The following is a 23,855-nucleotide window of genomic DNA, read 5'->3' as shown; positions in this document are numbered from 1 at the left end:
TTGGGGGAATAGGGAATGAAGCTTTTTTTAGATACAGCAAATGTAGAATATATTAAAGAAGCGAATGAAATGGGAGTAATATGTGGAGTTACAACAAATCCTTCACTAGTAGCAAAAGAAGGTAGAGATTTTAATGAAGTTATAAAAGAAATCACAGAAATAGTTGATGGACCAATAAGTGGAGAAGTTATAAGCGAAGATGCAAAGGGTATGATAGAAGAAGGCAGAAAAATAGCAGCAATTCATAAGAATATGATTGTAAAAATTCCAATGACGGTAGAAGGTCTTAAGGCTGTTAAAGTTCTTTCAAAAGAAGGAATTAAAACAAATGTAACTTTAATATTTTCGGCAACACAAGCTTTACTTGCAGCAAATGCAGGAGCAACATATGTAAGTCCATTTCTCGGAAGAATAGATGATATATCAATGATAGGCATGGACTTAGTTAGAGATATAGCAGAGATATTCGAAATTCATGGAATAGAAACAGAAATAATAGCAGCCAGCGTAAGAAATCCAATACATGTAATTGAAGCAGCAAAGGCTGGAGCAGATATAGCAACAGTACCATACAATTTAATTATGCAGATGGTAAAACATCCTTTAACAGATCAAGGCTTAGAGAAATTTAAGAAGGATTGGGCAGAAGCATTTAATAAATAAGCTATGTTTTAAAAGAATGTTGATGTTTTAAATATAGATAAACCAGTTGAACTATCAAAATCAATTTGCATCAAAATGCCTAGAAGATGGCATTTTGATACAAATTGTTTTTGAAGTTTCAAGTGGTTTATCTTTAATAAAGGAGTATATTAGTATGGATATAGATAATTTAGCTATAAATACAATAAGGATTATTTCGGCAGAAGCTATTCAAAGAGCAAAATCTGGTCATCCAGGTTTGCCTATGGGATCTGCTCCAATGGCATATACACTTTGGAGTAGGCACTTAAAGCAGAATCCTAATAATTCAAAATGGGAAGATAGAGATAGATTTGTACTTTCTGCAGGTCATGGTTCAATGCTTTTATATTCACTGCTTAATATATTTGGATATAAAGATGTAACCATGGATGAAATTAAGAATTTTAGACAATTTGGAAGTAAAACACCTGGTCACCCAGAGTATGGTCATACTGATGGAATAGAAACAACAACAGGACCTTTGGGACAAGGAATATGCAATGCTGTTGGTATGGCTATAGCAGAAACTTATTTGGCAAATAAATTTAACAAGCCTAATTACAATATAATAGACCATTATACGTATGCAATTGCTGGTGATGGATGCTTAATGGAAGGCGTATCGGGGGAAGCAAGTTCACTTGCAGGTACCTTAGGTCTTGGTAAATTAATAGTCTTATATGATTCAAATAACATATCTATAGAAGGAAACACTGATATTGCTTTTAGAGAAAATGTTGCACTTAGATATGAAGCATATGGTTGGCAGGTTTTACATGTAGAGGATGGAACTAACGTAGCTAAAATAGATGCCGCAATAAAAGAAGCTAAAGCTGATAAAAATAGACCTTCAATAATAGTAGTTAAGAATATTATAGGGTATGGCTGTCCTGCAAAACAGGGTAAATCAGCTGCACATGGTGAGCCTTTGGGTGAAGAAAACTTAAAGGCTGCGAAAGAGGCACTTAATTGGAACTATGAACCTTTCACTATCCCTGAAGAAGTAAAAGCTTTTGCAGAGGAATTTAAGTTAAAAGCACAGAACGAAGAAGATAAATGGAATAGGATGTTTGAAGAATACAAAAAAGAGTATCCAGATCTTGCAAAGGAATGGGCTGTTTGGTTTAGTGATAAAATGTCAGTAGATCTTTTGAAAAATGAGGATTTTTGGAAGTTTGAAAAACCAATGGCTACAAGACAGTCATCTGGTATTATAATTAATAGACTTGCAAAACTTGTACCTAATTTAATAGGTGGATCTGCAGATTTAGCACCATCAAATAAGACACATATGGATGATAGAGGAGATTTTTCTGCTGAAGATAGAAGTGGGTCTAACATGCATTTTGGAGTCAGAGAACATGCTATGGCAGCAATTGCTAATGGAATGTATTTACATGGAGGACTTAAGGTTTTTGTAGCAACTTTCTTTGTGTTTAGTGACTATATGAAAGGTGCAATGAGGCTTTCTGCTATAATGAAACTTCCAATAGTTTATGTTTTAACTCATGATAGTATTGGAGTAGGTGAAGATGGTCCAACCCATGAACCTATTGAACAATTAGCTGCTTTAAGATCTATTCCTAATATGACTGTATTTAGACCAGCAGATTCTAATGAAACTGCTGCGGCTTGGTATAGTGCTTTAAGCAGCAAAAAAGGACCTACAGCTTTAGTTCTTACAAGGCAAACACTTCCGCTATATGAGAACTCAGATAAAAATGCATTAAAGGGTGGATATATATTAAAGGATTCTAAGAATAAAGAAAACCCTGATGTAATATTAATGGCTTCAGGTTCAGAAGTTGAACTTATTTTTAATGCAGCAAAAGAACTTGAAAAAGAAAATATAGATGCAAGAGTTGTTAGTGTTCCATCATTTGAAATATTTGAAGAGCAAAGCGAAGAATACAAAGCTTCCGTTTTGCCTAAAAAAGTAAGAGCTAGAGTTGCTGTAGAAGCTGCTTCACCCTTTGGATGGCATAAATATGTTGGACTTGATGGTGAAATAGTAGCTATGGAGAGCTTTGGTGCATCAGGCAAGGCTGAGGTTTTATTTAAAGAATTTGGCTTCACTGTAGAAAATGTAGTTAAAAAAGCTAAAAAAGTTTTACAAAATTTATAATTATTGAAAACAAAGGTGTAGTGCAAAACAAAATAATAAGTGGGAGCTCTGCATAAAAATGATGTGATTAATAGCATTTTTTTATGCAGAGCTCCCACTTATTATTTAAGTTTTTGTACTATACCTTTGTTTTTGCAAATTTTTAATAGATACTTAAGTCGTAGTCAAAGTGTAATGTGAATGGTTGTTTGCTTATAATATGCTGTCAAATTAATGCGTTTTTTCATACAATGAAATAGCTTCTCTCCACAATGTATTAGAATATGGACGAATAGTATCATTTCTCGCTTTTGCTAATTCTTCAACAAATTCTAAAAATAGAAAAGCAGTTACCTTAGCATTTTCAAATTCCATAATTGATAGTTTACACCAAAAAGGTGCAAACCTATAATAATCAGATTCTTTCAGAAATTGTACAGGCATTTTTATATCATATTGTACACGCCGTTCTATTATAGAAAATCCATTCGTATCTAGTACAGTATACGGAGCCGATGTATCAAAATCATTTGGCATACCACATGAACCAGGATTTATTAATAATTTATTATTAATTCGTGTATGCCATTGTGTATGGTAATGTCCAAATAAATAGATACCATCAGTTTTGTCAGATAAAGTATTGATAAAATTCAAATCAGTTTGAATTTTATTTTTTATATAATGCAAATACTCAGAGTGATTAGTGTAATCCATACCAAATTCATTAATGAATGTTAGACCACTTATACTATCAATAACTCCATATTCAAAATGTTGGCTTGGAGAATGAGCCATAAAAAATTTAGTATTGTCTATTTCAAAAGACAGCGTTTCAGGTAGGCTCTCAATATACTCATAGCTGCTGTTATTAATATTTTTCAGATTCCAGAATAAAGGAGCAAGTTGCTCACTTGTTCGCTGTTCATGACTAGTATAATAATAATCAACCAATCTTTGTTCTTTATTACCCTTAATAGCGTAAGAGTTATCAATTTCCTTAATCTTGGATATTACTTCATTTGGCATTGGGAATTCGCCATAATAATCTCCCAAGAAGAGATATTTATCAATATGTTGCTTTTTACAATCTTCTAACACTGCATTTAAAGCAAAGTAATTTCCATGAATATCTGAAATGATGGCATATCTCATAAAATCAACCTCGATTCAAAATATAAATTAACAACTTAAACCAATACACTAAATGATTATTTAGTTATATACATAATAAACTGTAAGGAATTACAAGTCAATAACTTTTACATGGTCTTGACATTGTGATTTTACAGGTGTCGTGGCTTGCTGTCAAATAACCTTTGGCAGCTCTTTGGTCATTTTAACTATAAAAGTATCTAAATTACAGAACATTAAGTAATAGTATTGATATAATTATTTATTTGGGTTATTATTCTAACATGGGAATATTTTGATGGACAATAGAGGGGAAATCAGCATTCGATTTATGATGGAAAAGCAATTGATTAATAAGGGAGAGTGAATTATGAAAGAAGAAAAACAAGCTGAATATGCAGGTACCTGCAGCATTATATCATTAATTTTAGTTATAATTGGATTTATAATACCAATATGGGGAGCTGGATACATAGTTCCAATAGCTTTAGTCCTTTGTGCTATTTCTTTAAAGGAAGTAATTGCAATTCCAAGCGTTATAACCTTGGTAATTGCAGTTCTTAAATTGATTATTAGTCCTACTTTTTGGGTGCATTTAATAGGAATTGGAGGATTGGAAAGCTTAGTTTTTTCTTGGGGAAGTGTGGTATGTATAATACTAAGTATATATTATTTAGCAAAAAATATAGTTTCTAGATAGTTTATAGAAGCATGTGAGAAATATAGGTATTATTTTTTTATATGGGCTTTGTTTTATAGGGTTTCTAGCAAAAGCATTTGGCAGATAATTTTTGAAACTTATTTAAAACAAAGCCTTTATATATAAATTACAGAAAAGTATATACTATAATATAAAAATGTATATTATTATAGAAAACAGTTTCTACCATATGTATAAATTTTATTTAAATGTAATAAAAATGTATTAATTACATCAAATGAGATAAAATAAGAGGTTGCACCTAAATTACATACAATATCAATTATATTAATGCAATAAAATTTAAAAAAATTATATGCTTTTATTAGAAAAATATGTATTTAATAGAAATAATTTTCTAATTTATATATATTTTGTTTGGTATAAAATCAAAAAAATGCAAATATTGAGCTTTAAGAGAATGCAATATATATACAGGAGAACCTGTTAATATAGTTGATAAATGTGATATACAGCCAACTAACATATTATGCAATGCAATATAAATTTGATTTAAAAATAAAATTTAAAATTATTTATGAAAACGTATTGCAAAAGTTAATAAGATTTGATATTATTAGATTGTAAAAAGAAAAGGTTTTCTAAAGAGAAAAGGTTTTCTAACTTGGGAGGGGAAAGAAATGAATAAAAAAGTTAAATTTTTAGCATCGATTTTAGTTGGTATAGTAACATTATCTAGTTTAGCAGGTTGCGGAAGTAGTTCGGGAAGTAGCAAGACAGGAAAAACTATTACAGTATGGTCACATTTAACACAAGCCGAAGTAAAGCAAATAACTCCAATAGCACAGCAATGGGCAAAGAAAACAGGAAACAAAGTAAACGTTGTATGTGACACAAGTGAATATTCAAATTTCCTACAAGCTGGTAATAGTAGCAAAGGACCAGATGTAATGTTTGGAGTTCCACAAGATAACTTAGGAACTTTCCAAAAAGCTGGATTATTAGAAGAAGTTACATCAAGCGATCTTGATAAATCAAAATATCCAGAAACTGCAATTAAAGCTGTTACTCTTGATGGAAAACAATATGCAATTCCATTATCAATAGAAACAACTACATTGTTTTATAATACAGATAAGGTAAAAACAGCACCAAAAACATTTGATGAACTAGTAGAGCAAGCTAAAACAGTTGGATTTCAATATTCTGTAAACGATTTGTACTACAGTTATCCATTTATAGCTGCTTACGGCGGATATACATTTAAAGATAATAATGGTACTCTTGATTCAAATAATTTAGGCTTAGCAAATGCAGGGGCAATAAAAGGTTATCAAATGATTCAAGATTTAGTTCAAAAAGATAAATTTATGTCAGCTGATATAAAAGGAGATATAGCTACTGGACAATTCCAAGCTGGTAAAACTGGATTTTATATTGGTGGACCATGGGATGTTGATGGATTTAAAAAAGCCAATTTAAAATTTGCCGTAGTGCCAATGCCAACTATTGATGGAAAACCAATGTCAACATTTGTAGGTGTTCAAACTGGATTCGTAAATGCAAGATCAAAGAATAAAACAGAAGCTATGGATTTATTGAAATACTTAGCAGCAAATACAAGCCAAATTTTATTCAAAACAGGTAATAGAATTCCAGCGTTAACATCAGAAGCAGATAAGGTTAGTACAGATCCTAATGTAAAAGCATTTGTTGATCAAGTTAAAGTAGGTACTCCAATGCCAAATATACAACAAGCATCCGCTATATGGAAAGTAAGTGACTCTTTAAATATGTTAACATCAGGAAAAATGACACCAGCTAATTATGCTCAAAAAGCAGAATCAGATGTAAAAGCTGCTATTGATGCTCAGAAATAATAAATAAAAGAGAGCATATGCTCTCTTTTATATAATTAGATTTACAAGGAGGTATTTGAAATGAAGTCTGGTAAAAAACAAAATCATAGTAGAAGTTTTTATGATAAAGTGAGACCATATGTATATTCATCACCAGCACTAATTAGTATATTTGTTTTAACCTTGCTACCGGTACTATATACTTTTTACATATCTTTTACAAACTATAGCATAAATCATATGCAAGATTATTCTCTTGTTGGATTTAGCAATTATATTTCTATTTTAACTGGACCGTTAAAAACAGTGTTTTTCCCTGTTTTAGGATGGACAATAATTTTCGCATTAATATCTACACTAGGATCTTTTATAGTTGGATTAATTCTTGCAATTATACTAAATGATTCAGATATGAAGGAATCAAAAATATATAAAGGTTTGCTTATTATACCATGGGCAATACCTGCTACAATTGCTATTATCACATGGCAAGGTTTATTAAATCCTACTTATGGAGGAATTAACGTTTTACTTAGAACCCTTCATATTATAACTCAAAATATTCCTTGGTTAACAAATCCTTTTTGGGCTAGAGTTGGTCTTATATTAGTAAATATATGGCTTGCATTCCCATACATGATGAATGTATGTACCGGAGCTCTATCTGCAATTCCTGATACATATTATGAAGCCGCAGAGATAGATGGTGCTTCTTGGTTCACTCAGTTTTATAAAATTACTTTACCAGCACTTGCATCATCAACATTCCCTTTAGTTATTTCTTCTTTTGCAGTTAACTTCAATAACTTTAATATTGCATATTTAATTACTAATGGTAACCCTGTAAGATTAAATTCTGCTTTTGCTGGATATACTGATATACTTGTATCTTTCACATATAAGCTAGCTATGCAGCAAAATAGATACGATTTGGGTGCAGCCTTAGGTGTTATAATATTTATTATCATTGGATCAATCAGTTACATTAACATGAAAAGATCAGGAATGTTTGAGGAGGTAGATTAAATTGAGTAAAGAGATATATGTAAAGAGAATAAACAAAAGAAAACTCAGAAATTTATGGCTAAAACGATTATTCATATGGCTTTTTATTGCACTAACTCTTGTTCCAATATTTTTCGTTGTAACTGCTTCTTTAGCAAAAGGTACAGGCTTTTTCCAAGCAACACTTATTCCTGCATCAGTTACATTTGACAATTATGTTAGCGTACTTAAAAATACAGATTTCTTAATATGGCTAAAGAACAGTCTTATAATTAGTTCAATAGTTGCTGTACTTCAATTAATAATGACAACTACTGCTGCGTATGCCTTTTCAAGAATGAAATTTAAATTTAGAAAAAATGGCTTAATGATGTTACTAATTCTTCAAATGTTTCCTAGTATGATGACACTTCCAGCTATAATCGGATTAGCGTACAAATTAGGATTTATGGATAACCTTGCAGCACTTATATTATTACTTGTTGGAGGAAGCGCATTCAACATTTGGTTATTAAAAGGATATATTGATGGACTTCCAAGAGAACTTGATGAAGCCGCAATGGTAGATGGAGCAGGACCTTTCAAAATATTCTGGAGCATGATAATTCCATTATCTAGACCTATGTTAATTGTAATTTTCTTATTCACTTTTATAGGAACATACAGTGAATTCCCATTGAGTAGTGCGTTATTAAAGGATACAAGTAATTATACGCTTGCTCTAGGTTTACAAAGTTTTATACGTGATAAATTCTCTGCTAACTGGACTCAATATTCAGCAGCAGCAGTAATGGCATCACTTCCTATCGTAATAATATTCATGAGTTTCCAAAAGTTTTTAGCAAAAGGACTTACTGCAGGTTCAGTAAAAGGCTAAAATTAAATTAGGAATAAATCATAATTGGATACCGTTTTGGTATCTGATTATGTTTTTATAAATGAATTTTTTTATAAAATAAGTGTAAACGTTTAATAAAGGGGGATGTTTTATATGAACAAAATACTAAAAGCTATAATTTCAACCACTACTGCTGCCTTTATTTTGGCAGTATCATCAACAATGTTTATACCAAAACAAGTTAAAGCAGGTACTTATTATAAGGGAGTGGATTTAAGTTGGCTGCCAGCTATGGAAGCAAAAGGTTATACTTTTAAAAATTCAGCTGGTGTTAAGCAAGATGAAATGACTGTTATGAAGGGGTTAGGAGTTACAGCTGTTAGATTGAGACTTTGGGTAAATCCATCAAATGATCCTTATAATGGTGGTTGCAATGAGAATCAAGTGATTCAAATGGCAAAACGTGCAAAAGCTATAGGAGCTGCTATAATGCTAGATTTTCATTATAGTGACACTTGGGCAGATCCAGGGCATCAAACTATACCCGCTGCATGGTCCAGTTATACTACAATGAATGAATTAGGTACACAAGTATATAATTATACCTATAAGGTTATGACAGACATGAAGAATGCTGGAGTTACACCTACATGGGTGCAAATAGGAAATGAAATTAACTCAGGCTTAATATGGCCACTTGGGAACACTTCTAATGGTTTTTCTAATGTAGCTTGGATAATTAATTCTGGATACAATGCTGTTAAAGCTGTAAACAGTTCAACTCAATGTATTGTACATTTAGCTAATGGCTATGATAATGCAACGTTTAGATGGTTTTTCGATGGGCTTAAAGCTGCTGGTGGAAAGTGGGATGTTATAGGAATGTCACTTTATCCAAACTCAAGCAACTATGTAACATACAATAATGAATGCTTAGCTAATATGAAGGATATGGAATCGAGATATGGAAAAAATGTAGTTATTTCTGAAGCAGGTTTTGATTCTAATGACCCTGTAAATGCTTCTAAATTCCTTAGTCAACTTAAAGCAAATGTAATTTCTGTTGGAGGAATCGGAATATTCTATTGGGAACCAGAATGTTACAATTGGAACGGTTACACTATGGGTGCTACAAATCCTTCCACAGAAGAACCAACAAGTGCTATGAATGCTTACTAAAGAATAAGGGAGAGATATTAAAATGATTAAGAAAAAAATTTTATGTATAACTTTAGCGGCGACACTAACTATGCCAGTATCGGCTTTTTGCAGTAATTCTATAAATGTAAAAGCTGATGCAGTAACAAATTATACTTCGCAATTGCAGAGTACAAAAATAAATATTCCCCCAATAAAAAATTTATCTCCAGATTTTATAAAAGGTATGGATGTTTCTATGTTAAAAGAAATAGAAGATGATGGTGGAAAATATTACGATAATTTGTTTGATGCAAATGGAAATCCAAAGTCTGAGGATTGTTTAAAGATTTTAAAGGCACATGGAGTAAATTGGGTTAGATTAAGAATATGGAATAACCCAACTGGTGCTGGTGGAGAAAACAATTTGGACACAACAATTAATTTAGCTGCTAGAGCAAAAGCATTAGGTTTAAAAGTTCTACTGGATTTCCATTATAGCGATACCTGGGCAGATGCAGGAACTCAAACAATACCATCGGCATGGACAAAAGACACAAAAGAAGCAACAGGAAGCTATACTGCTTTAGAAAATGATGTATACAACTTTACGAAAGATACTCTTACAACATTAAAAAATAATAATGCACTGCCTGATATGGTTCAAATAGGTAATGAGATTAATGGCGGAATGTTATGGCCAGATGGTCAAATTACAGGAACAAATTCTGGTGGATATGATGAATTGGCTAGATTATTAAACAGTGGATCAAAGGCTGTAAGAGAAGTACAAGACAGCAATAATAAAATTAAAATAGTGCTTCATTTAGCTAAGGGTGGAGACAATGAAGGTTTTACAAATTTCTTTGATGCAATGACACAAAGAAATGTAGATTTTGATGTTATTGGACTTTCATTTTATCCATATTGGCATGGTTCAGTACAGAGCCTTCAAGATAATGTAAATAAATTAAGCGTTAGATATCCTTCAAAGCAGTTTGTTATAGCTGAAACTGCATATGCTTTTACAAACGATGACAGTGATGGGTTTGCAAATAATTTTGGACCAGCACAGGAATTGGCTGGAGTCTTTCCTGCTACAGTTCAAGGGCAAGCAACTGAAGTTAGAACAATGATGAATGTAATGGCGCAGCTTCCAAATAACAGAGGTTTAGGTGTGTTTTATTGGGAAGGAGATTGGATTCCTGTGAAAGGAGCAGGCTGGATATCTGGACAAGGCAATGCGTGGGAAAATCAGGCTATGTTTGATTTTAAGGGTAATGCACTTCCTTCTTTAGATGTATTCAATCAAGTTAGCAGCAGTGCAACAGTTGATCCAATTGTAATAAGTATTCCTAAGGTAAGTATAGATGGTTTTGTTGGAAGTGATCCGACTTCAAAGTTACCTTCCACAGTCACTGTTGTTTATAGTGATGGAACTATGAAAAGTGAAAATGTTGCATGGGATAAAATATCAGCTTCTGATTATGGAAAAGAGGGAACCTTTACTGTAAGTGGAACTGTTGATGGCACAACTGTAAAAGCAGCAGCAGATGTTAAAATGTCAAGCAATTTAATGCAAAATGGAGGTTTTGAAACAGGAGATACCTCAGGTTGGCAAATAACAGGTGATGATGCTAACGATGGCGTAATAAAGATGGATTCTTGGACGGCAGATGGGGGCAAGTATACTTTAAATTCTTGGAAAGCTACACCTTTAAAGTATAATGTTAGTCAAAGCTTTGAAAATATACCTAATGGCACTTATGTTTTAAAAGCGTGGGTAGTAGGCTCAGGTGATGGCAAAAGCAATGTAAAACTCTTTGCAAGCGGCTTTGGCGATAAGGATACGACTTTAGATGTATCAAAGTATAGTTCTTGGACACAGGTTACTTTAGGAAATATAAATGTAACTAATGGAAAATGTACAGTTGGAATGAATGTTGATGCAGCTGCAAATACTTGGTGGGATTTAGATGGCGTTGAGTTTTCAAGGGTAACAAATACAACAGTAACTAGTATTAAGCAGCCATATGTCGAAGGAGTTGTGGGTACTGATCCAACTTCGAAGTTACCAGCTACAGTTGATGTTTCTTATAGCGATGGAAGTACTCAAACAAAAAATGTTACTTGGGATAAAATATCAGCTTCAGATTATGCAAAAGCAGGAACCTTTAATATAAACGGAACTGTTGACGGTACAGATGTAAAGGCAGTAGCTACTATAAAAATGTCAAATAATGTATTGCAAAATGGAGGCTTTGAAACAGGAGATACCTCAGGTTGGCAAATAACAGGTGACAATGCTAATGATGGTACGGTAAAAATGGATTCATGGACAGGAGATGGAGGAAAGTATACATTAAATTCATGGAACAAATCAGCATTTAATTATAAGGTTAGCCAAACGGTTAATAATCTTCCAAATGGTATATATACTTTAAAAGCCTGGGTAGTAGGTTCTGGAGATGGCATAAGTGATGTAAAACTTTTTGCAAGTGGTTTTGGAGATAAAGACCTTACATTAGATGTATCAAAATATAGCTCTTGGACACAAGTTACTATAGGTAATATTAAAGTAACTAATGGAAAATGTACAGTAGGAATGAATGTCAATGCACTTCCAAATACTTGGTGGGATTTAGATGGTGTAGATCTTGAAAAAACAGGTGACTTAATAGTAGTACCATCACCTATATCATCAACAACGACATCAGCTAATCAGAATCAAGGAGGAAGTGCTGTAAACGGAGCCAATCCGGCACAAACTGTAAATACATCTACTTCTACTGGTAGCATAAATAAAAACCTAGGAACCCTTCCTAAAACAGGTTCAAGTGTAGATTTTAGTGTACTTGCTGAACTTGGAATGATTTGTATTGCTTTAGGAGGCGCTATAGTTACTTTAAGTAAAAAAATTAGAAGAAAGAGAATTGTAAAGTAATTTTTCAAAGTACAGTGAAGGATGATTTTCTTCCGCTTTGCTAAAGAAAATCTTAAAACTTATTTTTTTGATTGCTTGCGCAATTGTAGTATTTCTTGTTTTTATCTTAAAATTCCGTAGGAACGGAGGAATTTTTTCATTAAACCACTGTAATTGTGAAATAAGAGCGTTTTGGAACGATTTAAATAACAGCTTATAAATCTTAGAGGAATATTCTTAAAAGGCTTAGAACTTTCAATTTGTTTGAACGGTAGTTAGTTATTGAAAGTTCTTAGGATTTTAAGGATATTCCTCTTAGATTTATTGCTTCTATTACTCTCATTTAGTCCTCTGTTTAATAACTGGTTAACTGGTATATTTGTAATATTTTTATTAAGAATAATTATACAAGATATCAATAGCTATTTCAAAATATTTAGTACGTAACTTATAATTACTGTATTAAGTTGTTAGAAAATAATTATATATTGTGAAACAAAGAGATAGTGGATTAATCAAATAGCCTTTGGTAGGCGGAGGAAAAAATGATGTTAGGGAATAGCATTGAAAAAATATTTTAAATAAAATTGTATAAAACTTAGTGGAAAATTTTTTAAGCCTTTAGAGCTTTAGATTGTCTTGTACTATAAGTGTAGATACTTAATCTCATTTGATTAAGTAATCTGCACTTATTTTTATTATAATAAGAAATGGGCTGATGATTCAATTTGTTGGAATTTTACTTCCGTAGCTCAAACTATCACCCATTGCTTATTATGGATATTCGATTAAGCAGGTTGGAACTATAATTAGCTTCCGCGTAACGAACAAAAATGAGTAGTAATAAGTGGATGGACAAAATTTTTAACAAAGGAGTTGATATTATGATTAGCATTGGGATAGATATTTCAAAAGGCAAAAGTACAGTTTGTATTCGTAAATTACACGGTGAAATTGTGGAGAAACCTTTTGAAGTTAAACACACTTTAGAAGATCTAGGAAAATTAGCTGACAAAATTATAAGTTTTGATGAAGAAAGTAAGGTAGTTTTAGAAGCAACAGGACACTATCATATTCCAGTATTGTCGTATCTACAAGAAAGGGGTATTTTTGTTTGCGTTGTTAACCCTATGCTTATGAAAAAATATGCAAGTATATCTCTTAGAAAAGGTAAAACAGATAAATTAGACTCTAAAAAAATATCAAAGTTTGGATTGGATAATTGGTATGAACTAACCAATTATAAAGTAGAAGAAGATATATATTATGAACTCAAAACTCTTTCAAGACAATATTTTCAATTTATGTCCTTAAGGATAAAACTTAAAGTAATGCTTTCAAATCTTTTAGACAAAACTATGCCAGGTATTGCAGGACTCTTAGCTTCAAACTCAACTAGTTTTGCAAAAGATAAGTTATCAGACTTTGTACAAAAGTATTGGCATTATGACAATATTGTTAAGTTAAGTTAAGTGAAAATAAGTTTACTGAAAGCTATAAAAAATGGTCAAAAAAAGAAGGATACCAATTTAGTGAGAATAAAGCTCATGATATATATATTCTCGCTAAAAATAGTATCCCAACTATGCCTTCTAAGATGTCAAGCACAAAAATGATCACCTCAGAGACTATCAAAGGAATCCATTCCATTGGAATATCCTTGAATCTAATATTATCACGAATGAAGGAACTTGCCAAGTTATTGCCAGAATACGATGTTGTTTTGAACATGAATGGTGTAGGAGAAAAATTAGCACCAAGAATTATTGCAGAAGTAGGTGACGTAAGAAAGTATTACAGTTCAAAAGCTCTTGTGGCTTATTCAGGAATAGATGCTCCTCCTTATCAATCTGGAAATTTTAACGGTAACGATCGAAAAATATCCAAGCGAGGATCTCGATATCTGAGAAAAACAGGTTATGAGATAATGAAAAGCATAAAATGCAGAGTTCCTACTAAAGACACAGCAGTATATGACTATATAATAAAAAAAGAATCAGAAGGTAAAGCAAAGAAACAAGCTAAAATAGCAGGACTAAATAAATTTTTGAGGATATATTATGCTAGGGTTTCAGAAGTTTTAAAAAACTAAAAAATATAAAAATAGGGCACTTTAAAAAATCTTCTATAAGAAGGTTTTATTAAAGTTACCCTATTTTCTTAAAAAAATTTTTAAAATTTTTTTAAGAAAAACACTTGACTTTACTTAGCAGGTTTGAGCGTCTTTTTGCGAGTTATCTAAAGCTCTTAAGGATTAGAAAATTTGCTGCTTAGTTTTATTAATTTTATTTAAGATTTTAAGATGCTATTCACTAACATCATTTTTCTACACCTACCAAAGGCTATTTGATTTTGCACTACACCTTTGTTCGCAATCTTTAATTATTTTTTTAGTATAGCAAGTCCATATGGAGCTAGAGTGATTGTTTTATCAACTTTTTCTTTTGAAAGAATGTCATAATAACTGCAATCATCAAGTTCAATTTTTGTAGTAGCATTATTAAAATTCATTAAGAATATATAGTCATTTTCTCCATTAGTTCTTAATTGTGCAGTCACACCATAAGGTAATTCGGTAGTAATTGCGTGTTTTAAGCTTAGGGTATTATTTAAATAAGTATAAAATGTATCATTGAAATCTTCTTTAGTTCTTGCAGCAATGTAGTAAGCCTTTCCAGATCCAAAGTTATTAACAGTTACTGCTGGTCTCCCTTTGTAAAAATCATCACCATAAACAGCAAGACTTTCAGCTGTTTCAGTATGTATCAAATCACAAAGTTCTATTGCTTCAAATTCACCCTTAAGTTCATTTGAATTGTTAAAGTTTATTGTATTGCGCTGGTCGTCTGTAAGAGAATCTATTTCTTCAGACCATATCCCTAGAACTTTTCTTAATGGACCTGGGAAACCTCCAAGAAAACATAAATCAGTTTCGTCTGCAATGCCAGACCAGTAAGTAGAAACCAGCGTACCACCATTTTTAACAAAGTTTTCAAGTCTCTCGCCAACACCTGGTCTTACCATATAAAGCATAGGTGCAACGACAAGCTTGTACTTAGAAAAATCACAATCCATATTTATAACATCAACAGGAATACCTTTTTTCCAGAAAGCTTTGTAGTGTTGTTCTATAGTTTCTTTATATTTAATGCCACAATTTCTTGGACCTTGAGCATCATCTATTGCCCACCAGTTTTCCCAATCAAATATTATTGCTACATCAGGATTAACAGAAGTACCCAAAATCTCATCCAATTTTGTAAGTGTTGTACCAACATCTGTAACATCTCTAAACACTCTTGTGTTTTCATGACCGCAGTGATCTACTACAGCGCCGTGAAATTTTTCACTAGAGCCTCTGCTCTTTCTCCATTGGAAATATTGTACTGTGTCAGAACCATGGGCTACTGCCTGCATTGAGGATAGTAAATGCATTCCTGGTTTTTTTAATTTGCTTGTAGCCTGCCAATTTGTTGCTCCTGGTGTGCTTTCCATAAGCATAAAAGGTTTTCCGCCTTTTAAAGATCTCATTACATCATGTACCATAGACATTCTTGAAGCTAAAGTTACATCGTCGGCTTCATTGTGCCAAGTAGGATAGTTGTCCCAAGAAACTACATCTACTTCTTTTGCAAATTTCCAATAATCTAGCCCGTAGAACATTTCCATAAAGTTTGTAGTGATTGGCAAATCAGCATTTGCTTTTCTTAGTGGTTCAATTTCCCACTTATAAAAATCGATAGTTTGATGAGTAACAAAACGTTTCCAATCTAGATTTAAGCCATGAACGCCTTCTTCACCGTAAGGAACAGGAGATTCAATTTGAGACCAATCTGTATATGTATGACTCCAGAAAGTAGTCCACCACGCCTTATTTAAATTATCTAGAGTTTTATATTTTTCTTTAAGCCAATTTCTGAAAGCTTCCTCACAAAGGGGACAGTGGCAATCTCCACCATACTCATTACTTATATGCCATCCTATTACACCAGGATGGTTAGAATATCTTTCAGCAAGTTTAGTATTTATTATTCTAGTTTTTTCTCTATATATAGGGGAGGTATAGCAGTGATTATGTCTTCCTCCATGTGAATTTCTCATTCGATTAGAACTAACTCTTAGCACCTCAGGATATTTAAAAGACATCCATGCAGGTCTTGCACCAGTAGGAGTAGCTAAAAGAACGTGTATATCGTTTTCATATAACTTGTTTATAACACCATCTAGCCATTCGAAATTAAATTTACCTTCTTCTGGTTCAAGAGATACCCAAGAGAAAATTCCTACAGTCATTACATTACATTTTGAAAGTTTCATTAAACGAATATCTTCTTCTAAAATTTCTGGATGGTCAAGCCATTGATCAGGGTTATAATCTCCACCATGAATAAAGTGAGGAAGTTTGCTACTGATTGGTTTGTATTTGTTAATCATTGTAATATCACCTCTAAAATCATTATTAGTAAATCAAGAAAACCTTTTCTATCATCTATTATAACATATTTAGAGATGTAATCAATATGTTGCTATAAAAATATTTGAAAGCAACTAAATCAAAGTACAAAGTACAGAGTACAAAGAATGATGATTTACCTTTCCTTGCGTCAGGTAAATCTTAAACTTACTGTTGTTAGCTTTGCTGACAACAGTAGAACTGCTATTGAAAGTAATTCTACTAAGTTAAAGAATCTACATGGGCTTACGCCAAAACCCATAGCAAGTGTATCCTTCTTTGTACTCTGTACTTTATGCTTTGTACTTTGGCTTAATGCTCTTATTTTAGTTTTTTTTCAAAACTTTCAACCATTTTTTTCACCATTCCTCCACCAACGTTAAGCATTTGATGTTTTGAATCTTTATGGCTATTAAATTCTGAAAGCTCTTCGGATGTTTCTTCCTTTAATTTTTCTAACCCTTTTCTAGCTCCTGGAACTAATATTTTATGATTTTTAGACAAAATATCACCTTCTTTTGTAAAGAGTATGTAAGTAGTTTTTACAATTCTAATAATCATATGCGTATATTATAGATAAATTACAATTTAACTCAGAGTACAAAGTACAGAGTACAACGAAGGACGATTTTTCTCCGTTAACACTATGAAAAATCTGAAAACTTATTTTCTTTATTGCTGCGCAATTGCGTCATATATGGCGCTCAGCGAAGCTGACACCATTTAAGTTTAAGATTTGCCTAAGCAAAGCGAAAGGTAAATCATCATTCACTGTACTCCGTACTCTGTCATCTGTACTCTGCTCGACAAATTACAATTTAACAGAATAAATAATATTGTAGGGGATAAAATAAACTTAAATAAAGTCTAATTTTTAGGTGGTGATAAATTTGAAATTTACGACCGAGGATATGATAAAGCAAAAGCTTATTGATGCACAAGAAAATGTAAGGGATTATCAGGAATATTCAGGAAAAGTAGATGATAAGGAAGTTGATGAGACTTTTAAAAGGTTTGCAGAAGAATCAGCATATCAAGCCCAAACATTGCAAAAGCTTCTAAATAAGTACGAAAAGTAAAAATATTGCGAAGTAAGAGCATTCTGGAACATTAAATAACATCAATAAATCTAAGAGCAATATTCTTAAAATCCTAAGAATATTGCTCTTAGATTTATAAGATGTTATTTAAATCGTTCCAAAACGCTCTTACTTCGCAATTACAGTGACTTAAGGAAAGAACACATACCAGAGGCTTAGGCGTAAGCCCATTAAGATTCTTGAACCTGTATTATTAATTTCTAGTGCTCCATTTCAAATACATAAATTAATCAAGAATATTAGTGTGCCTACGGAATTTTGGTGTAGTACAGAAACAATAATAAGGACCATGTATTACATAAAATCAACCTTAACTGTACTCTGCATTACAAATTCTAATTTACAAAAAAATGCGTATAATGTATAATTATAAAAAAACTTAAGAATGGGGGATATTATATGGGGAAACTTGCAAATTTATTTGGATGGATTGGCTTATGGGGATATGTATTTGCACTGCTGAATTATTTTGTTAAGTATATCAATAAACGATATATTAATAAAATTGGGAAAAATAAGTTTACCAATGCCTATAGGGGCATTATGAAATACATTGTAAAGTACCATAAGATTGCAGGAATAATAGCTACGGCATCAATATTAATTCATTTTTATCTTATGCTTACTAAAGGAAAAGTATCGGTGACAGGAGTCATAGCAGCATTGATTATGATAATTGTAGCAATACTAGGTGTATATTACTATGGAATAAAAAAAAGAGCAAGGGGTTCATGGGTTAAAGTTCACAAGATTTTATCTATAATATTGATAGTACTTGTGGTATTTCATGTTTTGTTTGCTAAAGCATTTTTAGTTAGATTATCTCATTAAAAGAACTTATCTAATATTATTATTTAATACAGATTTTAAAAGTATTGCGAAGCTTTAATCAAAGTACAGAGTACAGAGTACAAAGTACAAAGTACAGTGAATGATGATTTCCTTCCGCTTTGCTACAGAAAATCTTACAACTTATTTTTGATTGCTTACGCAATCGCGTCATTACTGTTGTCAGCAAAGCTGACAACAGTTAAGTTTAAGATTTAGCTGACGCAAGGAAAGGTAAATCATCCTTCTTTGTACTTTGTACTCTATACTTTGTACTTTGATTTTGTTCGCAATATTTTAAATTTTTGTATTAAACAATCGTATTGCATAAGTTGTTTTTTTATAAATTACAAGTTAATGGATTTTCAACTTGATTTATTTTTAGTAGTACATCCACCAAGGCCTTTTATGATGGTAGTACATGTGATAATGAGGATATGGATAATAGTGGTAGTTGTGATGGTGATGATGATGCTGTCTGTAATCATCGGAATCCCTATCATCCCAATCGGAATCATCATCGTCATATTTTGACATATGCATACCGTAGTTGCTCATTGACATTGGACAACCACTCATTTTATTTGGGCATTGAGGAGTTTTCATGCCCATCATAGGACATTGCATCATAGGGCACCCCATCATATAAGGCATTTGGGGATATGAAAAGTTTTCATATTCGTGATCATGATCATCATGATGATCATGTCTGATATCATTTTCTGAATCCATAAGTAACCTCCATAAATTTTAATTACACTATAATAGTATATTTATATAACAATAAAATGTTTACAAAATTTTAAAAAAATTTAAGTGTATTTAATATGTAATGGTATATGTACATAATATCTGATATAATAAAGTTAAATTACTATGAGAATTTTAAGGTATCTCCAAAAAATTATAGATAAACCAGTTCAACTAATGAAATTCATGTGCACCATAATGCTAAGAAGACGGCATTTTGGTACAAATAAATTTCAAGTTTCAAAGTGGTATATCTTTAAATATAACAAACTTAAGAGACTAACATAAAAAACTATAAGCATAATTATTTTAGAGGTGAAGGGAAAATGAAAGTCGAATATATAAATCCATTTATAGTATCAAGTATTGATATTTTAAAACAAGTGTGTAATATCAGCGTAAGCAAAAATCAGCTTTTTGTTAAAAAGGGTTTTACGCAGCTTAAAGATGTAACTATATCGGTAGGAGTTACAGGCGATATAAAGGGAAATTTTGTTATGGGGTTTGATAGAGAAACTGCTATGAATATTGCATCAATAATGATGGGAGGATTTCCTGTTACGGAGTTTAATGAGATTACAGCAAGTGCAGTTTCGGAAATTTGTAATATGATAGGTGGACAATCAGGAATCCATTTTTCAGATATAAATACAAAAATTGACATAACACCTCCAATGATGCAAATTAATAGAGAACATGCTACTGCAAATTACGCAAATCAAACAATATGTGTTCCACTTTCCTTAGATATAGGTGGTACTTTGGAATTAGATGTATGCATAATTTAGGCTATGGACTGTTGCATAAAATTATTTAATATGCAAATCTTAAAGATTACGAATTAAATCAATTCACAATTCACGATGCACAATTCACAATGAAGGATGATTTTCTTCCGCTTGCTACAGAAAATCTTAAACTTAATTTTTTTATTGCTTACGCAATAGCACCATTTATGGTGCTAAGCGGAGCTTATAATATTTAAATTTAAGATTTACCTGACGAAAGGAAGGCAAATCATCCTTTATTGTGCATTGTGAACTGTGAATTGATTAAATTAGTTCGCAATAATTATAAATTACGTATTAAATGCCATTAGTGTAGTAACCCCATAGTCTTATTTATTAGGCTATGTTCTAAATAAGTGTTGATTTTCACACTTATTTAAAACATAGCCATTTATTATAAAATAATAGTTTAACCTAATTTTAAAATAAAAATACGAACGTTAACGAAAAAAATACACCGTATAATTGACATGACACGAACAATCATAATGATAAGTTAATTAATGTTATTGACTTATGCAGAATATTATGCTAACATGAAATTAAAATGACAAAGAAATTTCATATATTAAGGAGGCAAACTTCATGAAAGTTGCTATAATATTCGGAAGTAAGTCTGATACAGAAAAAATGAAAGGTGCGGCTACTGCACTTACTGAGTTTGGCGTAGAATATAAGGCTTACATTTTATCAGCACATAGAGTACCAGAAAAACTAAGTGAGGTTATAAAAGAGTTAGAAGAAAATGGCTTTGAAGCTATTATTGCAGGAGCAGGTCTTGCAGCACATTTACCAGGTGTTATTGCATCTCAAACAACGCTTCCGGTTATCGGAGTTCCAATAAATGCAGCTATTGATGGCTTAGATTCTTTATTTTCAATAGTTCAAATGCCTAAGAGTATACCAGTTGCTACTGTGGGAATAAATAACAGTTACAATGCAGGAATGCTTGCAGTTCAAATACTTTCTATAAAATATCCAGAAATAAAAGAAAAACTTGTTAAATTCAGAAAAGACATGAAAGAAAAATTTATAAAGGATAATGAAGAAGGAGTGGAATTTTAATATGGAAAAGAAAGAATTAATGTACGAAGGAAAAGCTAAGAAAGTTTATGCAACAGATGATAAGGATAAAGTAGTAATATATTATAAAGATGATGCTACAGCTTTTAACGGAGAAAAGAAGGGACAAATAGAAGACAAAGGTGTTCTTAATAATATGATAACATCAATGTTATTTGAACTTCTTGAAAAGCATGGAGTAAAAACTCATTTTGAGGAGAAATTAAATGATAGAGAGCAACTTTGCAAAAAAGTTGAAATAGTACCTCTTGAAGTTATAGTAAGAAATGTAGCTGCTGGAAGTATGGCTAAAAGACTTGGACTTGAAGAAGGAACTGAACTTAAAACAACAATTTTTGAAATATGCTACAAAGATGATGTTCTTGGAGATCCACTTATAAATGATACTCATGCAGTAGCAATTGGAGCTTCAACTTTTGATGAATTAAAGAAAATTTACGAAATGACTGCAACTGTAAATGACGTACTTAAAGAATTCTTCCATAAGCAAGGAATTAAACTTATAGATTTCAAAATTGAATTTGGTAGATTCCATGGAGAAGTTTTACTTGCAGATGAAATAAGCCCTGATACTTGCAGATTATGGGATGAAAAAACAAACGAAAAATTAGATAAAGATAGATTTAGAAGAGACTTAGGTAATGTAAAAGAAGCTTATGTTGAAATACTTAAGAGAATAAGCGGTAAATAAAGATAAACCATTTGAAACTTCAAAATTAATTTGTATCAAAATGCCATGTTCTGGGCATTATGATGCAAATTGATTTTGGTAGTTGAAATGGTTTATCTAAAGAAAACCTCTATGAAACTTCAAAATTAATTTGTATCAAAATGCCGGTTTTGGGTACTTTGATGAATATATAGTTTATAATTGAGCTAGTTTTTTTTACTTACAAAATAGGCTGAAGATGCTTTTTAGTGCTTCAGTCTATATTAGACTTTAGTAAAGATAAACCACCTTGAAACTTAAAATTTATTTGTATCAAAATGTCGGCTTCTAGACATTATGATGCAAATGAATTTTAATAGTTGAAATGGTTTATCCATAATATTGTAGATAATTTTGAGAAGGAGATAAGCATGAAAAATATTCAGTATACAGTAGAACATGAAGATGTGGATAAGTTCAAAGAAGAATGCGGAGTTTTTGGTATTTTTTCCACTAGTAAAATAGATGCAGCACAATTAACATATTACGGCTTATATGCACTTCAACACAGAGGACAGGAAAGTGCGGGCATTGCTGTTTGTAATGATGGTAAAATTGATGTTTACAAGGAAATGGGATTAGTAGCAGATGTATTTAATACTGAAATATTAAATTCAATGGTTGGAAATTCTGCAATAGGTCATGTAAGATATTCAACTACTGGAGGAAGTACTGCCTTAAATGCTCAACCTATAATAAGTAATTTTAAATTAGGTTCTATTGCTATTGCACATAACGGAAACCTAGTAAATGCAGATGTTATAAGAGAATTACTTGAAGACGGTGGAACTATGTTTCATACATCAATAGATACAGAAGTTGTACTTAATTTAATTGCTAGAGGTGCCAAAAAAGGAATAGAAAATGCTGTTGTTGATGCTATTCAGGCAGTTAAAGGTTCATATGCACTAGTAATACTTACAAAGGATAAACTTATAGGAGTTAGAGATCCAAATGGTATTAGACCACTTTGTATTGGAAAACTTGATGATAGCTATATTTTATGTTCAGAAAGCTGTGCCCTTGATACAATTGGAGCTGAATTTGTACGTGACGTAAATCCTGGAGAAATTGTAATAGTTGATAAAGACGGACTTAGAAGCATTAATTTTGCAGAAAGAACAAAATGTGAAACTTGCTCTTTTGAATATATTTATTTTGCAAGACCAGATAGTGTAATTGATGGAATTGATGTTTATAAATCAAGAGAACTTGCTGGAGAAGAATTATATAAGAGTTCACCAGTTGAAGCGGATATTGTAATAGGAGTTCCTGATTCAGGTATTCCAGCTGCACTTGGTTATTCAAAAGCTTCTGGTATACCATATTCTCTAGGACTTATAAAAAACAAGTATATTGGAAGAACTTTTATATCTCCAACTCAAGAATTAAGAGAAAAAGCTGTATCTGTAAAACTAAACCCAGTTAAATCTTTAATAGAAGGAAAAAGGGTTGTTTTAATAGATGATTCTATAGTGAGAGGAACTACTAGTAAGAAACTTGTAGATTTAATCAGGAAAGCTGGAGCTAAAGAAGTACATTTTAGAGTTTCGTCACCAATAGTAAAATTTCCATGCTATTTTGGAATAGACACTGCTTATAGAAGTGAGCTTATAGGAGCACACAAAACTGTAGAAGAAATAAGTGATTTCATTGGTGCTGATAGTGTTGGATATTTAAGTATAGAGGCACTTTTAAAGACTCTTGGAAAAGATAAAAAATTCTGTTTAGGTTGCTTTAGTGGAATTTACCCTGTTTCCGCACCTATGGAAGCAGCAAAAGATAGACTTGAAGATTAA

At 31.8% G+C, this 23,855-nt stretch carries 18 protein-coding genes and 1 pseudogene; 15 read left to right on the top strand and 4 right to left on the bottom strand.

The features are described from left to right. Window positions 1-15: 15 nt before the first annotated feature. Window positions 16-663, top strand: a complete 648-nt coding sequence (fsa, locus tag CUEA01_RS09535) for a fructose-6-phosphate aldolase (protein ID WP_234121405.1) — start codon at window positions 16-18, stop codon at window positions 661-663. 154 nt (window positions 664-817) lie between these two features. Further along, window positions 818-2,809: a transketolase gene (gene tkt / locus CUEA01_RS09530; protein ID WP_235699827.1), complete on the top strand. Its 1,992-nt coding sequence runs from the start codon at window positions 818-820 to the stop codon at window positions 2,807-2,809. Window positions 2,810-3,019: 210 nt separating this feature from the next. Here the strand turns inward: tkt and CUEA01_RS09525 are convergent, their stop codons facing one another. After that, window positions 3,020-3,943 carry a metallophosphoesterase family protein gene (locus CUEA01_RS09525; protein ID WP_234121404.1) on the bottom strand — a complete coding sequence of 308 codons (924 nt, stop codon included), beginning with the start codon at window positions 3,941-3,943 and terminating at the stop codon, window positions 3,020-3,022. A 349-nt stretch (window positions 3,944-4,292) separates the two neighbouring features. On the opposite strand from CUEA01_RS09525, the gene CUEA01_RS09520 reads away from it, so the two are divergent. The 7 genes and pseudogenes from CUEA01_RS09520 (at window position 4,293) to CUEA01_RS25340 (ending at window position 14,437) form a co-directional block, all read left to right on the top strand. Beyond that, window positions 4,293-4,622: a hypothetical protein gene (locus CUEA01_RS09520; protein WP_234121403.1), complete on the top strand. Its 330-nt coding sequence runs from the start codon at window positions 4,293-4,295 to the stop codon at window positions 4,620-4,622. A gap of 641 nt (window positions 4,623-5,263) precedes the next feature. Next, entirely contained in the window at window positions 5,264-6,463 is a 1,200-nt protein-coding gene (locus tag CUEA01_RS09515; protein ID WP_234121402.1) for a sugar ABC transporter substrate-binding protein, read from the top strand. A gap of 60 nt (window positions 6,464-6,523) precedes the next feature. Then, window positions 6,524-7,468 carry a carbohydrate ABC transporter permease gene (locus CUEA01_RS09510; RefSeq protein ID WP_234121401.1) on the top strand — a complete coding sequence of 315 codons (945 nt, stop codon included), beginning with the start codon at window positions 6,524-6,526 and terminating at the stop codon, window positions 7,466-7,468. A gap of 1 nt (window position 7,469) precedes the next feature. Then, window positions 7,470-8,324 carry a sugar ABC transporter permease gene (locus tag CUEA01_RS09505; protein WP_234121400.1) on the top strand — a complete coding sequence of 285 codons (855 nt, stop codon included), beginning with the start codon at window positions 7,470-7,472 and terminating at the stop codon, window positions 8,322-8,324. A gap of 114 nt (window positions 8,325-8,438) precedes the next feature. Continuing rightward, window positions 8,439-9,464 carry a glycoside hydrolase family 53 protein gene (locus CUEA01_RS09500; RefSeq protein WP_234121399.1) on the top strand — a complete coding sequence of 342 codons (1,026 nt, stop codon included), beginning with the start codon at window positions 8,439-8,441 and terminating at the stop codon, window positions 9,462-9,464. A gap of 22 nt (window positions 9,465-9,486) precedes the next feature. Further along, window positions 9,487-12,366, top strand: a complete 2,880-nt coding sequence (locus CUEA01_RS09495) for a glycosyl hydrolase 53 family protein (RefSeq protein WP_234121398.1) — start codon at window positions 9,487-9,489, stop codon at window positions 12,364-12,366. Window positions 12,367-13,229: 863 nt separating this feature from the next. Beyond that, a pseudogene (locus CUEA01_RS25340) lies at window positions 13,230-14,437 on the top strand (IS110 family RNA-guided transposase). A 290-nt stretch (window positions 14,438-14,727) separates the two neighbouring features. Here the strand turns inward: CUEA01_RS25340 and CUEA01_RS09485 are convergent. Then, the gene (locus tag CUEA01_RS09485) at window positions 14,728-16,779 is read right to left on the bottom strand and encodes a beta-galactosidase (protein WP_234121397.1); all 2,052 of its coding nucleotides are present in this window, start codon (window positions 16,777-16,779) and stop codon (window positions 14,728-14,730) included. A 340-nt stretch (window positions 16,780-17,119) separates the two neighbouring features. After that, window positions 17,120-17,359 (bottom strand): alpha/beta-type small acid-soluble spore protein, encoded by a 240-nt coding sequence (locus tag CUEA01_RS09480; protein WP_234121396.1) that lies wholly within the window; start codon window positions 17,357-17,359, stop codon window positions 17,120-17,122. A 320-nt stretch (window positions 17,360-17,679) separates the two neighbouring features. Between CUEA01_RS09480 and CUEA01_RS09475 the strand changes: the two genes are divergently transcribed. Together CUEA01_RS09475 and CUEA01_RS09470 are read left to right on the top strand one after the other, a co-directional pair. Continuing rightward, window positions 17,680-17,877, top strand: a complete 198-nt coding sequence (locus CUEA01_RS09475; RefSeq protein WP_407929251.1) for a hypothetical protein — start codon at window positions 17,680-17,682, stop codon at window positions 17,875-17,877. Between the two features lie 420 nt (window positions 17,878-18,297). Then, a complete protein-coding gene (locus tag CUEA01_RS09470) occupies window positions 18,298-18,729 on the top strand; it encodes a hypothetical protein (protein WP_234121394.1) in 432 nt (143 codons plus the stop codon). Window positions 18,730-19,107: 378 nt separating this feature from the next. Here CUEA01_RS09470 and CUEA01_RS09465 read toward each other — a convergent pair whose 3' ends face one another. After that, window positions 19,108-19,356, bottom strand: a complete 249-nt coding sequence (locus CUEA01_RS09465) for a hypothetical protein (RefSeq protein ID WP_234121393.1) — start codon at window positions 19,354-19,356, stop codon at window positions 19,108-19,110. 446 nt (window positions 19,357-19,802) lie between these two features. Here CUEA01_RS09465 and CUEA01_RS09460 point away from each other — a divergent pair, with 446 nt between their 5' ends. From CUEA01_RS09460 to purF, 4 genes are all read left to right on the top strand, one after another. Continuing rightward, a complete protein-coding gene (locus tag CUEA01_RS09460) occupies window positions 19,803-20,264 on the top strand; it encodes a chemotaxis protein CheX (RefSeq protein WP_234121392.1) in 462 nt (153 codons plus the stop codon). Window positions 20,265-20,831: 567 nt separating this feature from the next. Continuing rightward, complete coding sequence (gene purE, locus CUEA01_RS09455; protein WP_329603991.1) at window positions 20,832-21,329, top strand: 5-(carboxyamino)imidazole ribonucleotide mutase; 498 nt, start codon at window positions 20,832-20,834, stop codon at window positions 21,327-21,329. A gap of 1 nt (window position 21,330) precedes the next feature. Continuing rightward, window positions 21,331-22,038, top strand: a complete 708-nt coding sequence (gene purC / locus CUEA01_RS09450) for a phosphoribosylaminoimidazolesuccinocarboxamide synthase (RefSeq protein ID WP_234121390.1) — start codon at window positions 21,331-21,333, stop codon at window positions 22,036-22,038. A gap of 389 nt (window positions 22,039-22,427) precedes the next feature. Next, the gene (gene purF, locus CUEA01_RS09445; protein ID WP_234121389.1) at window positions 22,428-23,855 is read left to right on the top strand and encodes an amidophosphoribosyltransferase; all 1,428 of its coding nucleotides are present in this window, start codon (window positions 22,428-22,430) and stop codon (window positions 23,853-23,855) included.

It is taken from the genome of Clostridium hydrogenum (assembly GCF_021432385.1).
Lineage (GTDB): Bacteria > Bacillota > Clostridia > Clostridiales > Clostridiaceae > Clostridium_S > Clostridium_S hydrogenum.
This window is presented reverse-complemented; position numbering and strand designations above follow the sequence as displayed.